This is a genomic window from Nonomuraea sp. NPDC049504 (assembly GCF_040676845.1).
GTDB lineage: Bacteria > Actinomycetota > Actinomycetes > Streptosporangiales > Streptosporangiaceae > Nonomuraea > Nonomuraea salmonea.
Genome location: NZ_JBFAPT010000012.1, coordinates 19,424 through 33,992, shown reverse-complemented (window position 1 = coordinate 33,992; position 14,569 = coordinate 19,424). Strand labels below are relative to the sequence as shown.

Here is a 14,569-nt window from a genome sequence, read left to right as displayed (position 1 = left end):
GGGCGCGTCCTGGGTAGGTGCGTTCGCATGCTCTACGGCAAAGAACACGTTCGGCGTTATCAGGAGACCGACGGGGCCGAAGGCCACGACTGGAACAACACCGTCGTCCTTCTCCTGACCACCAAGGGCCGCAAGTCCGGGCAGCCCTTCACCACCCCGCTCATCTACCAGCGCTTCGGCGACGACTATCTCGTGGTGGCCTCGAAGGGCGGCGACCCCGAGCATCCGCAGTGGTACAAGAACCTGCTGGCGGAGCCCGAGGTCGAGGTGCAGGTCAAGGGCGACAGGTTCCGGGCCCGCGCGCGTACGGCCGAGGCGTCGGAGAAGCCCGAGATGTGGCAGGTCATGGCCAGGACCTGGCCCGAGTACGACGAGTACCAGAAGAAGACCGACAGGGAGATCCCGGTCGTCGTGCTCGAACGCGTGGGCTGATCACCCGGTCAGCGTCTCGTACAGCCGCATGGTGCGGTGGGCGATCCGTTCCCAGGAGAAGTGCTCGATGGCGCGGGCCCGGCCCGCCTCGCCCATCGCCCGTGCCCGCGCCGGGTCGCCGAGCAGGGCGTTGACCCGCTCGGCGAGGTCGGCGGCGAACCGCTCGGGGTCGTGCGGCGTGCCGTCGGCGGCCTGCGCGATCGGGACCAGCAGGCCGGTCTCGCCGTCGGCGACCACCTCGGGGATGCCGCCGGTCGCGGTCGCCACGACGGCCGTCTCGCAGGCCATCGCCTCGAGGTTGACGATGCCCATGGGCTCGTAGACCGACGGGCAGACGAACACGGTGGCGTGCGTCAGGAGCTGGATGACCTCGGGCTTGGGCAGCATCTCCTGGATCCAGAACACGCCCGCGCGGTCGAGCCCCTCGACGAGCTCGGTCACCTCGGCGGCGATCTCCGGTGTGTCGGGCGCGCCCGCGCAGAGCACGAGCTGCGCCGCCGGGTCGAAGGAGCGGGCCGCGTGGAGCAGGTGGACCAGGCCCTTCTGGCGGGTGATGCGGCCGACGAAGACGACGTAGGGCCGCGTGGGATCGACGCCGTACTTCTCCAGCACGTCGGTGCCGCGGTCGGGCGCGTATTGGGTGGTGTCGATGCCGTTGTGGATCACGCTGACCCGCTCGGGCGGGATCTCGGGGTAGGCGGCCAGGACGTCGCGCCGCATGCCCTCGGAGACCGCGATGACCGCGTCGGCGGCGGCCAAGGCGGTGCGCTCGGCCCACGAGGAGATCGCGTAGCCGCCGCCGAGCTGCTCGGCCTTCCACGGCCGCAGCGGCTCGAGACTGTGCGTGGTGACGACGTGCGGCACGCCGTGGAGCAGCTTCGCGACATGCCCGGCGAAATTGGCGTACCAAGTATGGGAGTGAACGACCGACGCGCCCGCGCACGCGGCCGCCATCTCGAGGTCGACGCCGAGCACCTGCAGGGCCGCGTTCGCGCCCGCCAGGCCGTCGGGCACGCGGTAGGCGGAGACGCCCGGCTCGACCCGGGCCGCACCGAAGCAGCGCACGTGGACGTCGGCCAGCTTTCGCAGCTCTCTGGCCAGGTATTCCATGTGCACCCCTGCCCCGCCGTACACCTCTGGCGGGTATTCCCTGCTGAGCAGATCAACGCGCATGAGACGACACTACGGGCTGGTTGAGCACAGCGAACACAGCGACAAACCAAAGCTCGGCAACTCCGGTTCGTACATTGCATCGCAAATACCGACACACGGGATGATCCCGCTGCGGCCTTTCGTCGATAGATCGGCCATTTGGGGGTAGCGTCCTGGGCATGAGGTCCCGGAGGGTGCTTGCGGTTGTGCTGGCAGGTGGAGAGGGCAAGAGGCTCATGCCTCTCACGGCGGATCGGGCGAAACCGGCGGTGCCGTTCGGGGGGATGTACCGGCTCATCGATTTCGTGCTGTCCAACCTCGCGAACGGCGGGTTCCTGAAGATCGTCGTGCTGACGCAGTACAAGAACCACAGCCTCGACCGGCACGTCTCGCGTACGTGGCGGCTGTCGGCGATGCTGGGCAACTACGTCACGCCGGTTCCGGCGCAGCAGCGGCTGGGGCCGAGATGGTTCTCCGGCTCGGCCGACGCGTTGTTCCAGAATCTGAACCTGATCTACGACGAGGAGCCGGAGCACGTCATCGTGTTCGGCGCCGACCACATCTACCGGATGGATCCCCGGCAGATGGTCGAGCAGCACGAGGACTCCGGCGCGGACGTGACGGTCGCGGCGATCAGGCAGCCGCTGTCGCTGGCCGACCAGTTCGGCGTGATCGAGACCGATCCCGAGGGGCGCCGCATCGTGGCGTTCAGGGAGAAGCCGAAGGACGCGGTGGGGCTGGCCGACTCCCCCGACGAGGTGTTCGCGTCTATGGGCAACTACGTGTTCAAGACGCAGGCGATGATCGACGCGCTGCGCGAGGACGCGCTCGACCCCTCCAGCAAGCACGACCTCGGCGGAAACATCATCCCGATGCTGGTGAAGTCGGGCGGCGCCGACGTCTACGACTTCGCCCACAACATCGTGCCGGGCTCCAGCGAGCGCGACCGCGGCTACTGGCGCGACGTGGGGACGCTGGACGCCTACTACGAGGCTCACATGGACCTCATCTCGGCGCATCCGGTGTTCAACCTGTACAACGACAAGTGGCCGATCTTCACCGGGCACGACCCGCTGCCGCCCGCCAAGTTCGTGCACAACGACGGCGACCGGGTGGGGCGGGCGATCGACTCGCTGGTCTCCCCCGGCGTGATCGTCTCCGGCGGCACGGCGATCAGGTCGATCCTGTCGCCGAAGGTGGTGCTCCACTCGCACTCGCTGGTGGAGGACTCCGTGCTGATGGAGAACGTCAAGGTCGGACGGGGCGCGGTCGTGCGCAAGGCGATCATCGACAAGAACGTCGTCATCCCCGACGGCGCCCGCATCGGCTTCGACCCCGAGTACGACCGCAGCAGGTTCGCGCTGACGAGGGGCGGGGTCGTGGTGATCGGCAAGAACGAGATCGTCGACCGCTGACCCGGGCAGGTCGCGCCCCGGCGCCGGGCCGGGGCGCGTGACGGGCATGCCGGACGGGCATGCCGACGGCCCCGCCGTGCGGACAGGGCGGGGCCGAGACGTCATAGGAGGGGGCGGGCCTCCAGGGAGGCCGGCGGGTGCTACAGGGGGTGGAGGGTGCCCGGGGCACCGTGAAGAGCGCCCCGGGGCTTGACGGCCGGCCCTATGAGTCAGGATCGGCCGGTGATGTCACTCCTGGCCGTACCAGGTGCCCGGCCAGTTGTAGCCGTTCCAGTCGCCCTGACGCGCGGCGCCGTAACCGTTGTCCCAGCCGTAGCCGGGGCCGTCGTTCCAGCCGCCGAACTCCGCCTCGTCGCCTTCGTCGTCGTCCTCGAACTCGTCGTCGTCGTCCTCGAACTTCTCCTTGGCCTGGCACGCCTTGGCGTCGCGCTTGCCCGCGTGCACGCCCCACGGCGTGATGCGCAGCGTGTGGGTGCGGTCGCCGACGCTGAGGTCGCAGCGGTTGGCCGCCTCGGCCGGCGTGGCCATGGCACAGAACGTGGCAGCGGTGGCGAGCACGCCGCCGACCGCTATGAGCTTACCTTTCATTTCTCCCCCTGTAGTCACCTTGTGACAACGACAATCACTCTACGTAGTCAGTCCCGTTAGGGGGAATACCGCCACGCCTGACCCGCTCGTGGCCTTACGTGAGCGTGAACGACTAATTGGGTCTTGTTGTGACGGCAGTCCGGGATCACGCTGGGCGGCAGGAGGCAGTGAGATGTCGCACCCGCTCGGAGTCAGCCGTCCTGACCTGGAAGTCGCCGATCTGCCCACGCCGGAGGAGGTCTTCAAGGTCTCCAGGATCGGCCCCAAGGAACTCTTCAAGTACGCCGTCGGCCCCAGCCTGATCGCCCTCGGCATCTCCATCGGCAGCGGCGAATGGCTGCTCGGCCCGCTCAGCGTCGGCCAGTACGGCTTCGTCGGGGTCGGCTGGGTCATCGTGGTGTCGGCGCTGCTGCAGACGTTCTACAACGTCGAGTGCTCACGCTACGTCGTCGCCACCGGCGAGGCCCCCGTGGTCGGCTGGGGGAGGGTGCCGCCGGGCTGGCCGCTGTGGGTGCCGCTGTCGGTGCTCATCGTGATCTTCTCGTTCATCGCCGGCGGCTGGGCCGCGTCGGCCGGCCAGGGCGTGTACGCGCTCGTGCACGGCGTCCCTCCGGATGCCGACGCGGTCGAGCCGCGCCTGTGGGCGATCGGCCTGCTGGTGCTGGTGTTCCTCATCACCGCCGCGGCCCGCCGGATCAGCCGGGTCCTGGAGCTGGTCAACTGGGTGCTGATCGGCACCATCCTCGTCGCGCTGCTGGCCGTGGACCTCCTGGTGGTGCCGATCAGCCAGTGGTGGGAGGGCATCCGGGGCTTCCTCACCCCGGCCGCGCCGCCCGCCGGCATCACCGCGACCCAGCTCGGCGCGCTGGCCGGGTTCACGGCGCTGGCCTCGGGCCTGAACTGGTACATCATGGGCCACTACCGCGACAAGGGCTACGGCATGGGCCACCGGGTCGGCTACATCTCCGGCCTGCGCGGCGACAGGAAGGCGATCCTGGCCAGCGGCGTCACCTTCCCCGACGACGAGAAGAACCGCGGCCTGTGGCGGCGCTGGTACCGGCTGCTCCTGGTGGACATGTGGGGCGTGTTCTTCGTCGGCGCGATCCTCGGCATGCTGCTGCCCACGCTGCTCATGGCGCAGGCGGTCACCCTGTCCGGCGAGCGGCCGACCAGGGCGAACGTGCCGACGTTCGTGGCCTCCGCGCTGGGCGACGAGTACGGCAGGGTGGTCTTCTACGTCGCGCTGGTGGTCGGGGTGCTGGTGCTGTTCTCGACGCAGCTCGGCATCTTCGAGGCGATGGTCCGGGTCACCACCGACGCGGCCAACGCCACCAGCCCGCGCCTGCGCCGGCTGATCGAGGGCGACCCGCGCCGCTTCTACTACCCGTTCATGCTCTTCCTGCTGGTCATCATCTCCATCATCATCTTCCAGTCGCTGCCGGTGGGCCTGGTGGAGTGGTCGGCGAACATGTCGAACCTGGGGGCGCTGCTCTATCCGTTCCTGCTGATGTACCTCAACAGCAAGCTGCCGCGCCCCGCCAGGCCGCGGCCGTGGCACTACGTGATCCTGGTGCTCAACGTGCTGTTCTTCGGGTTCTTCTTCGTCAACTTCATCGCGGACTTCGTCGGGGACCCGCTGGTGACGTTCTGAGCGGACGTACAGGGAGGAAGCTTTCACGTTAGCCGAAGTGATCTCCGCGCTGATCGGGCGTTGCTAGCGTGCGCAGAGACAGGGGGCGTGCCGGACTGCTGCGGGTCGGCGCGCCCCTTTCCTCCCCGTCAGCGGCGGTGGTAGAGCTCCAGGAGCTCCTCCGCGCGGTGGGTGCGGCCCACCCAGACCTCGCGGCCGCGCCGCTCCCTGGTGATGAGGCGGGCGTCCCTGAGCCGGTCGCAGTGGTACGTGATGCTGCTCGGCGTCACCTTCATGTCGGCCGCCAGCATGCTCATGGTCATCGGCCGGCCGATCGCGCAGAGCAGGTCGGCCCGCACCGGGCCCATCAGCGCCGACAGCTCGTCGAGCGCCGGGGCGGCGGGCCTGCTCCACAACGTCTGCGCCCCCGGCAGCGGGTACGCGATCCACACGGCCTCGGGGTCGTCGAGCCCGGCGATGACCGCGTCCTTGCCGGCCAGCATCGGCACCAGCACGATCCGCCGGCCGCCCAGCTCGTACCTGCCGCCGTCGAGCCCCGCGACGCGCAGCCCGCCGTCGCCGCAGGTGATGCGGTCGCTGAGGGCGCCGAGCAGCAGCTCGGGGCCGCCGCGCACGGCCGCCACGCCGACCCTGGTGACCTCCTTGTCCAGCAGGGCGCGGGCGCGCTTCCAGAGGGGCTCGGCGGCCGTCCAGACGTCGGCGACGGCGCCGGCGTAGCCGTGCAGCCACTGGCGGGGCCGCTCGGCGGCCGAGCGCCACTGGACGGGCAGCGGCCCGCTGCCGAACGCCTGCTCCAGGTCGCTGACGAGACGCCCGGGAGGCAGGTCGCGCAGGGCGGCGAGCTGGTCCTGGATCGGGACGTCGCCGTCGCCCGGGGGGCGGGGCACGAGGCAGTCGGGCCCCACGTGGCCGCCTGGGGCGGCGAGCGGGCGTACGGCCTGGTGTCCGAGGCGGGAGACGCGGGCGCCGATGGCCTTGCGCCACAGGTCGGGCAGGCCCCTGCGGCGGCCGGCGAGGGCGTCGGTGATCCAGGCGAGCGCCGTGAGATGCGGGGAGATCGAGAGGGACAGCTGAGGCGTGGAGGTGAGGTGCAGTTCGCTCCACACAGTCGTGCTGGTTACTGTCGGCTCCTAGAGGTCGGCTCTTACGGACAGTGAGCCAACCTATTCATGCCGCTTTCTCCTGACTTACAGTGCGATTGCAGGGTTGAAAGTGCTTTGTCGGTACGGCTGATCTGGCCGTACACACAAGAACCGCCCCCGGCGGCGCGAGTCCGGGGGCGGGATGAATCAGGCGGCTACCAGTCGTCGCCCTCGTCACCCTCGAAGAACTCCTCCACGACCTCCTCGACCACCTCGCCGGCGACGAGCCCGCCGACCACGCCGGCGGCGCCCGCGGCGGCGACCATGCCGAGGCCGGGGCCCCCGTGGTGGCCCCCGTGGTGGCCCCCGTGATGCCCGCCGTGGTGGTGATCGCCGTGGTGCCCGTGGTGGTCGCCGTAGTGGCCCTCGTGGTGACCGTAGGGGGCGGCGTGGCCGTACTGGGACAGGGAGCCGAGCCAGCGGCTCAGCTCACCGGCCCAGTCCGTGCGCAGCGCGTCGTCGTGGCTGACCTGGAAGCGGCCGATGGCGTCGCTGGAGGAGTAGCGGCCCGTGCGCTTGTCGGCCTCCAGCACCACGTCGAGACCGGCCGGGTTCGCGACGAAGGTGACCTCGACCTCGCCCACCAGACCCGCGTAGTCGCCCCCGGGGAAGAACTCGATCTCCTGGTAGAACGGCAGCTGCTGCGCCACGCCGTAGAGCTGCCCCGCCTCCAGGTCGGCCGACTTGAACGCGAACCCGAGCTGCAGGAACGCCTCCAGGATGCGCAGCTGCGAGGGCAGCGGCTCGACGGCCACCATGTCGAGGTCGCCCTTGTCGACGGCCTTGGCGATGGCCAGCTCGGTGCGCACGCCCACCGCCATGCCGCGCAGCGGCTGCCCGCCGATCTCGCTGATCGGCGCCTCCCAGGGCACGGGCAGCTGGAAGGCGATGACGCGGTCCTCGCCCTTGCGCAGCGTGAAGGGGCCGGAGACCTGGGCGCGGGAGAACTCGCCGAGCCCGGCCGCCTCGCCGTCGCCGTGCTCGATCTCGACCTGGGCGACCAGGCCGAGGGTGACGTGCTCGATCTCGGCGTCGAAGTCGCCGCCCTTGAGGCGCACCTCACCGTCCAGCGTGCCGCCCGGCTGGGTCCGCGGCGTGGACAGCACGGTGTCCACGGAGGGCGCGCCGACGCCGAACGCTCCCAGCATCCTCTTGAAGACCACGGCTCTGTTCTCCCTGTTTCGAAGATCGACTTGTGTGCCGCTGGCGTCAACGATCGGCCCGTGACCGGAGTTCCGGCGGGCCCGCACGCATATCGATCCGGTCTGACGTGCCTGGTCAGGAGGGTTCAGGTGGTAGAGCCCGTACGGAGGTGAGACCAGGGGATTCGCCTGCGCCTCGGGCGGGATCCCGGTAGGCCGTCGCCGCTGGTGCGGCCTGGCCCGGCGAGCGGCGTCACCGCACCGGCCCAGGCCCCCGCCTCCGTCGCCTAGTCCGCCGAGCGGCCGGCGTCCGTGCCGAAGCCGTCGTGCGACGTGCGGTCCTCAAGGGTGCTCAGCTCCTGGAAGACCGTGATGTGCAGGCCACCGGGCGCGTCGAGCCGGGCGTTCAGCGACTCCCAGGGGGTGACCGTGGGCGGCGCGACCTCGTCCGCGCCCGCGGCGACCAGCCGCCCGGTGGTCTCGCGAGCGTCGTCCACCTCGAACGCCACCCGGAACTTGGGCGCCACCTGCCGTCCGACCTCGACCTCGTCGATCATCTTCTTCTGTGCCGGGTTGGCGATCTCGAGCGTGGCCCGTCCGGCGTCCAGGATCGCCACCCGCGCCCCGTCGCCGCCGCTGAAGGCCGCCTCCTCGGGCAGGCCGAGAACGTCGCGGTAGAACGCTACGGCGGCCTCGTAGTCCTCCGCCTCCACCACCAGCCTGAGCTGGCGGACGGCCGGGCTGCTCTCCTGGGGGGCACTCATGGGGCTCCTTCGGGTACGTGAGGTCCTGTGTCCCCGTGCCAACCCCTGGCCGCCACTGTTCATTCCGGCCGACTCCGTTCAGGGGCTAGCGGCCGGCCCACTTGATCTCGTACGCCTTGAGCCGGTGCTCCTTGCCGTCCACCGTCGTCGTCACGGCCGCGTCCGAGGTGTTGACCAGCAGCAGCTGCTCGGGCTGGGCCAGCACCCGCACGGCGGGGTCGGATGAGGTGACGGGGTCGAGCTCGGCGCCGGCCGGGAACCAGCGGGTGAAGTTCGCGACCAGCCGGCCCGTCGGGGTCTCGGCGCCGCTGCGCGGGTCCCACATGCAGCCCACGCACTCGCCCTCCTTGGCCTGCGGGTTCCAGTAGAGGGCGGTGGACACGCCGCCGCGGGCCATCTCGATCATGGAGACGGCCTGCACGGCGAGCCTCCTGGGCTCCTTCCAGCGGGTGCCGTCCTCGGGCACGAAGTACCACTCCGACCACCAGATCGGCATGTCGCCGGTCTTCTTCCGCAGCCATTCTGTGACGTCGGCGAACTTCGCCAGCGCGCCGAACTCGTCGGGCAGCAGTTCGTGCGCGTCGGTGGGCGAGGCGCCGTCCACCACGATGAAGTCGGCGCCCTTCTTGTGCTCGAACCAGTAGTCGAAGGCGTCGATCACGTGCTGGTTGACGACCCCCCAGTCGCCGCGCAGCTCGGAGCCGCCCTTGCGGTTGCTGTCGAAGCCGATGTACGGGCCGCCGATCATGGCGTCCGGCCGTACCTTCTTCACCGCGTCGTACACCTTGTTGTAGAGCTGGGTGTAGCCCTTGTAGTCGGCGGGCTTGGCGTGGTCCTTCCAGAAGCCCTTGAGCTCGTTCCACACCATGAAGTACTTGACATCGCTGTAGCGCTCGGCGACCGCGGCCGACAGCTTGGCGAAGTCGTCGAAGTGCTGCGGGTAGGGGGCGTCCTCCAGGTGCTCGGCCCAGGCCGACTCCTCGGTGGGCCCCTGCGGGCCGCCCTTCATCCAGTCGGGGGCGCAGCACAGCGTGATGACCGGCGTGGCGCCCGACATCTTCATGAGGTTGAGCCGGCTGTCGAGGTCCTCCCAGATGAACTCACCGGGGTACGGCTCGGGGTTCATCGCGCCGAAGCCCATGATGTGCTGGTTCTGCAGCATCGGCGTGCGTTCCAGCGAACCGGCCACCACCTGCTCGAAGCGCCGGGTGACGTTGTTGGCGCTGACGCCCGTGTGCGTGAAGCCCCAGCGCGGCCAGTCCTGCGCCACGGGCGGCGGCTTGACGGCGTCGCCCTCGGGAGCGGCGCTGCGGGTCTGCGGCGCGGCGGAGGTCTCCTGCGGCGGTGTCCCCTGCGGCGGGGCCCCCTGCCCGCCGGTGCCGGTGGCGCCGCAGCTCGCGACCACGGCCGCCAGGGCCGTGACGCCCGCGGCCCTCCCCAGCCTGCGCCAGAACGATCCCCCGTTGTCCGTAACCAACCGTACTCACCTGACTTCAACCGCGTGTATGCCGCTCGTAGCGTTCCACGAGTGGGCGAGGGGTCACATGCCGGGGCTGGATTTCTCAGACTTTTCTCAGACAATCGTTACCGATGCGCACGTGCCCGCCGAGCAGCGCGAACGTCAGTCGAACAGGGTTGCGGGGACCGCGGCGGCCAGCGCGCGATAGCCGGCCGGGCTCAGATGCAGATGGTCGCCCTCGTCGTACGCGGCCCCCAGCCGGTGCGGCGCGGCCGGGTCGCGGACCGCCGCGTCGAAGTCGATCAGCGCCTCGAACCGGCCCGCCGTCCTGATCCAGTCGTTGACCTGGCGCCGCGCGGCCTGCCGGTGCCCGTCGGGGTCGTCGTAGGGGTCGTGCCCGCCGAACGGCGTCAGCGTGGCCCCGTACACCGGCAGGTCCCTGGCCCGCGCCCGCACGACGATCTGCTCGTACGCGGCGATCAGCGCCTGCGCGACCTCCTCCTGCGCCGCCCGGGTGGCCGGGGCGGTGCCGAGGTCGTTGACGCCCTCGAAGACGACCAGCCACCGAGCGCCGCTCTGCGCCAGCACGTCGCGGTCGAGCCGGGCCAGCGCGCTCGGGCCGAGCCCGTCGTTCAGCACCCGGTTGCCGCCCGCGCCCTGGTTGGCGACCGCGATGCCGGGCAGGCGGTCGAACAGCAGGTCGGGCCAGCGGTCGTTGCCGTTGGTGGTGGAGCCCCTGCCGTCGGTCAGCGAGTCGCCCACCACGACCAGCGTCCCGACGCCGGCCGGGGCCCACACCTCGACGGCGCTGAGCAGGTACCAGTGGTCGACGGGCGTGGCGCCGGGCAGGTCATCGGCCGTCACGTGGTCGCCGCCGGTCAGGTGGGAGGTGGTACGCGAGCCAGGATGCGAGGTCAGCTCCCCCGACGCCAGCCCCTCCGCCAGGTGGACGGTCACGGTCAGCACCGACCCCGGCGCCAGGTCCAGCTCCACCGGGTCCGACACCACGTGCGCACCCATGGGCACGACGGCCGACGCCCGCCCTGAGAACGTCACGGGCCGCGAGGTGCCGGGCAGGATCGCGCTCCCGCCGGCCGCGCCGCCGCGCGGCAGCGCCACGGAGACGCGGGTGAGCGGCAGGGGCGCGCCGCCGAACGCGTTCGACAGCCGCAGCCGCATCCGCCGGCCGCCGGCCGACACCCGGACGGTCTGCCGCAGCGTCGTGTCGGGCAGGCTCAGGCCCTCCTTGGCGTACGGGGGCGGCGGCATGTTGTGGGGCTCGGTGAGCTGGGGCATGGCCGTCCAGGTCGTCACCCAGTGCCGGGCGGGGCGGATCGGCTCCTGGCCCATGTCGGCACGCTCCCGTCGATAGATCGAAATTTTCGGCACCATATCGAACCTTTCGCCCTTTGGCTGGGCCGGGTGGGCTTTTACCGGCGCTTGCCGATCACCTCGTGGTCATGGCCACTCCTCGCGCCTAGGGTCGCGTTCATGGACTCTCCTGATGACGAGCGGCGGGAGCTGATCCTGCGGACGGCGACCCGCCTGTTCGCCGCGCTCGGCTACGACGTCACCTCCACCGCGCAGATCCGAGGCGGCGGGCCTCGACCAGGCGGAGGTCGCCGCGCACTTCCCGGCCAAGCGGGAGCTGTATCTCGAGGTCATGCGGCGGGCCCGCGACCGCCTGGCGGCGCTCATCAAGGAGCGGGCCGACGAGCTGCCGGCGGCGCCGCCCGAACGGCGGAGCGAGGCGCTGCGCCACTTCATCGACGCCTATCTGGACGGCTGCGTGGCCCATCCGGAGATCCCCGCACTGTGGATGCATCGCTGGCTGTCCGACGCCAGCGACGTGGTCGACCTGGAGATCAAGAGCGCGCAGCCGCTGATCCAGCACGTCGTCAACGCCATGGCCGAGCCGGCCGAGCCGGCCGGGGCCGATGCGGTGCACATGACGTACACGGTGATCTGGTGCATCCACGGCTTCGTGCTGAGCGGCGTCCTCGACGGCACCGGCGCGCGCCGCGGCGCCGAGGACCCGGACCAGCTGGCCCGCTTCCGCGCCCACCTCCACCAGCTCCTGGCCCGCGGCCTCCGTCTCCCGGACGCCTAGCGCCCCCACCGGCCCGGCAGAAGGGCGTGGAGAACCGGCGCCCCCATACTCACCGGCCCAGCGGGCTCGGCGGAGAGGGAGATTAGCGGAACGTGACGGATTGTTTCCTCTGCTGAGCGTATTCTGCCTTTATGCGAAGTTTCGTCCGGTGGTCATGGTCACGTGCCGTGAGCGAGGTGTGCTGAGCACGTGCTCGAAGAGCGCGGTCACAGGCGCGGCGCGGCGAACGAGTCGTCTCGCCTCGACGGGCTGCTGACCGAGGCCGTCACCGGAGCAGGCGCCCACATCGGCGCCGCGTACCTGCTGGACGAAGGCGGCCAGGTCCTCCAGATGGCCGCCGTGACCGGCCTGCCCGCCCCGATCGCCCGCGCCTGGTCCAGGGTGCGCACCGGCGACCCCATCCCCATCGCCGTCGCCGTACGCGAGCAGCGGCTGATCTGGATCACCGGCCGCGAGCAACTGGCCCGCGAGTTCCCCGAGGCCGCGCTGACCCTGCCTTACCACTTCGCCGCCGCCCTGTCCCCCGTCTGCGCCGACGGCCGGGTCTGCGGCGGGATCATGATGCTGTGGCCCGCCGGCCGCACCCGCGAGCTGACCGAGCGGCAGCACGCGGTCATCGAGCGGGCCTGTGACGAGATCGGCCGCCTGATCAACGGTTCGCTCAGGGCGGGCCGGCCGGTCACCGCGGGCCCGCTGCCCCGCATCCTGCCCCCGCGACCGCCGGACCAGGCCGACCCGCGCCTCGTCGCCCTCGACTGCCTCAACCGCCTGCCCGAGGGCCACTGCGCGCTCAACACCGACGGCCACGTGACCCTGCTCAGCGCGCCGGCCGCCGACCTGTTCGGCCGCTCACCGACCGACCTGATCGGCGAACGCCTGTGGGACGCGCTCCCGTGGCTGCGCGACCCCACGTTCCAGGACGCCTACCGCGCCGCCATCGTCGGCCGCGAGACCACCGACGTCACCACCCGCGCACCCGGCGGGCGCGCCCTGTCGTTCCGCATGTTCCCAGGCCCCTCAGGCGTCACCCTGCGCATCACGGCCGCCATGGACGTGCGCGCCTCCGGCGGCCGGCCGCCGCGCGTCATCGCCGTGCACGAGATGCTGCAACTCGCCGCCGCGCTGGCCCGCGCGGTGACCGCGCAGGAGGTCATCGACCTGGTCGCCGACCATGTCATGCCCGTCTACGACGTGCAGGCGCTGGCCATCCTCACCTCCGTGGGCGGCAGGAAGCGGGTGGCCGCGTCGCGCGGCTTCAGCAGGCGGGCGGTGGAGGAGTTCGACGGCCGCCCGGAGGTCGGGCCCACGCCGTCGGGAGGCGACCGCCCTGCTTTCTTCTCGACGTGGGAGGAGCTGCACGAGGCCTCTCCCGACGCGCTGCGCTCCGACGGCATGTGCGCGTGGGCGTTCCTGCCGCTGATCACTTCGGGCCGGCCCATCGGCTCCTGCGTCCTCGCCTACGACCGCCCGCGCTCCTTCGGCACCGACGAGCGCGCCACGCTGACCGCGCTCGCCGGGCTGATCGCGCAGGCGTTCGAGCGGGCCCGGCTCTACGACGTCAAGCACCAGCTCGCGCAGTGTCTCCAGGCGCGGCTGCTGCCGCACACCCTGCCCCGGGTGACCGGCCTGGAGGTGGCCGCCCGGTACGTCCCCGCCACCCCCGGCATGGACATCGGCGGCGACTTCTACGACCTGATCAGGCTCGGCGACCACATGGCCGCCGCCGTCATCGGCGACGTCCAGGGCCACGACGTGACCGCCGCCGCGCTCATGGGACAGGTGCGCACCGCCGTCCGCGCCCACGCCACGGCCGGCGCCGACCCCGGCGAGGTGCTCGCGCACACCAACAGGCTGCTCACCGAGCTGAGCCCCGACCGGTTCACCAGCTGCCTGTACGTCTGCCTGGACCTCGCCGCGCACACCGTGCACCTGGCCAGCGCCGGGCACCCGCCCCCGGTGCTGGGCCGGCCCGACGGCCCCGGCGAGGTCGCCGACACCACGCCGGGCCTGCTGCTCGGCGTGGACCCCGAGGCCACGTACGCGACCACTCCCCTGCCGATGCCGCCCGGCTCGGTGCTGCTCCTCTACACCGACGGGCTCATCGAGGAGCCCGGCGTCGACCTGGGCGACTCCATGGCGGCCCTGGCCGCCCGCTTCCGCCCCGAGCCCGGCCTGCCCCTGCACGGCCTGGCCGACGCGCTCACCGATCCGGCCGCGATCGAGCAGCGTCCCGACGACATCGCCGTGCTGCTCCTGCGCAACTCCTGCGAGCCCGGTTAGCGGCGCGGCGCCAGCTGCAGCTTGGCCTTGCCCGAGGACAGCGAGACCACCTTGACGCCGATGTTGTTGACCGACCCCGACGTGCCCTTGCCGAGCCAGGCCTGCGAGGTCACCCCCGGGCCCGTGCCCTTGACGTGGACCCTGGTGGAGGAGAAGGAGATGGCCAGGCGGGTGATGCCGTACCGGGAGCTGACCCGGAACGAGACGGACTTGGTGAGGGTGAGGTTGCACTTGCCGTCGTAGCAGGCCCGCAGGTTCGGCTTCTTCGCCGCGGCATGGGCCACGGTGGCGGGGGCCGCCGTCGTGACGGCGGGGGCGAACACGAGGGACGCGGCCACCGCCAGGGCGGTGGTGATCGTGGCGGGCATGACTCTCCTAGCTCTCCGCTGCTGATCGCTGACCGGATCGTACGGAAGAGAGTGCCTTCCGTCAGC

Annotated in this window: 13 protein-coding genes; 5 read left to right on the top strand and 8 right to left on the bottom strand. The window is 71.2% G+C overall.

What is annotated here, in order from left to right:
- Positions 1–27 precede the first annotated feature (27 nt).
- The gene (locus AB0K28_RS23080) at positions 28–432 is read left to right on the top strand and encodes a nitroreductase family deazaflavin-dependent oxidoreductase (RefSeq protein WP_364373405.1); all 405 of its coding nucleotides are present in this window, start codon (positions 28–30) and stop codon (positions 430–432) included.
- Here the strand turns inward: AB0K28_RS23080 and glgA are convergent, their stop codons facing one another.
- Positions 433–1,605 (bottom strand): glycogen synthase, encoded by a 1,173-nt coding sequence (glgA, locus tag AB0K28_RS23075; protein WP_364373402.1) that lies wholly within the window; start codon positions 1,603–1,605, stop codon positions 433–435. It lies immediately after the preceding gene.
- Between the two features lie 158 nt (positions 1,606–1,763).
- On the opposite strand from glgA, the gene glgC reads away from it, so the two are divergent.
- The gene (glgC, locus tag AB0K28_RS23070) at positions 1,764–2,999 is read left to right on the top strand and encodes a glucose-1-phosphate adenylyltransferase (protein WP_345386598.1); all 1,236 of its coding nucleotides are present in this window, start codon (positions 1,764–1,766) and stop codon (positions 2,997–2,999) included.
- 228 nt (positions 3,000–3,227) lie between these two features.
- Here the strand turns inward: glgC and AB0K28_RS23065 are convergent, their stop codons facing one another.
- On the bottom strand, positions 3,228–3,587 hold the full coding sequence (locus AB0K28_RS23065) for a hypothetical protein (RefSeq protein WP_364373399.1): 360 nt from the start codon (positions 3,585–3,587) through the stop codon (positions 3,228–3,230).
- 172 nt (positions 3,588–3,759) lie between these two features.
- Here AB0K28_RS23065 and AB0K28_RS23060 point away from each other — a divergent pair, with 172 nt between their 5' ends.
- Complete coding sequence (locus tag AB0K28_RS23060) at positions 3,760–5,238, top strand: Nramp family divalent metal transporter (RefSeq protein ID WP_364373396.1); 1,479 nt, start codon at positions 3,760–3,762, stop codon at positions 5,236–5,238.
- Positions 5,239–5,366: 128 nt separating this feature from the next.
- Here AB0K28_RS23060 and AB0K28_RS23055 read toward each other — a convergent pair whose 3' ends face one another.
- The 5 genes from AB0K28_RS23055 to AB0K28_RS23035 form a co-directional block, all read right to left on the bottom strand.
- Positions 5,367–6,344: a winged helix-turn-helix domain-containing protein gene (locus AB0K28_RS23055; RefSeq protein ID WP_364373393.1), complete on the bottom strand. Its 978-nt coding sequence runs from the start codon at positions 6,342–6,344 to the stop codon at positions 5,367–5,369.
- Positions 6,345–6,535: 191 nt separating this feature from the next.
- Positions 6,536–7,543, bottom strand: coding sequence for a sporulation protein (locus AB0K28_RS23050; RefSeq protein ID WP_364373391.1), 1,008 nt, complete (start codon positions 7,541–7,543; stop codon positions 6,536–6,538).
- Positions 7,544–7,809: 266 nt separating this feature from the next.
- A complete protein-coding gene (locus AB0K28_RS23045) occupies positions 7,810–8,286 on the bottom strand; it encodes a VOC family protein (RefSeq protein WP_364373388.1) in 477 nt (158 codons plus the stop codon).
- Positions 8,287–8,371: 85 nt separating this feature from the next.
- The gene (locus tag AB0K28_RS23040; RefSeq protein ID WP_364373385.1) at positions 8,372–9,763 is read right to left on the bottom strand and encodes a xylan 1,4-beta-xylosidase; all 1,392 of its coding nucleotides are present in this window, start codon (positions 9,761–9,763) and stop codon (positions 8,372–8,374) included.
- A 144-nt stretch (positions 9,764–9,907) separates the two neighbouring features.
- Entirely contained in the window at positions 9,908–11,095 is a 1,188-nt protein-coding gene (locus AB0K28_RS23035; RefSeq protein ID WP_364373382.1) for an SGNH/GDSL hydrolase family protein, read from the bottom strand.
- A gap of 313 nt (positions 11,096–11,408) precedes the next feature.
- On the opposite strand from AB0K28_RS23035, the gene AB0K28_RS23030 reads away from it, so the two are divergent.
- Positions 11,409–11,855 carry a hypothetical protein gene (locus tag AB0K28_RS23030; protein ID WP_364373380.1) on the top strand — a complete coding sequence of 149 codons (447 nt, stop codon included), beginning with the start codon at positions 11,409–11,411 and terminating at the stop codon, positions 11,853–11,855.
- 189 nt (positions 11,856–12,044) lie between these two features.
- On the top strand, positions 12,045–14,135 hold the full coding sequence (locus tag AB0K28_RS23025) for a SpoIIE family protein phosphatase (RefSeq protein WP_364373377.1): 2,091 nt from the start codon (positions 12,045–12,047) through the stop codon (positions 14,133–14,135).
- Here the strand turns inward: AB0K28_RS23025 and AB0K28_RS23020 are convergent.
- Entirely contained in the window at positions 14,132–14,503 is a 372-nt protein-coding gene (locus tag AB0K28_RS23020) for a hypothetical protein (RefSeq protein ID WP_364373374.1), read from the bottom strand. The genes AB0K28_RS23025 and AB0K28_RS23020 overlap by 4 nt on opposite strands.
- Positions 14,504–14,569: the final 66 nt, after the last annotated feature.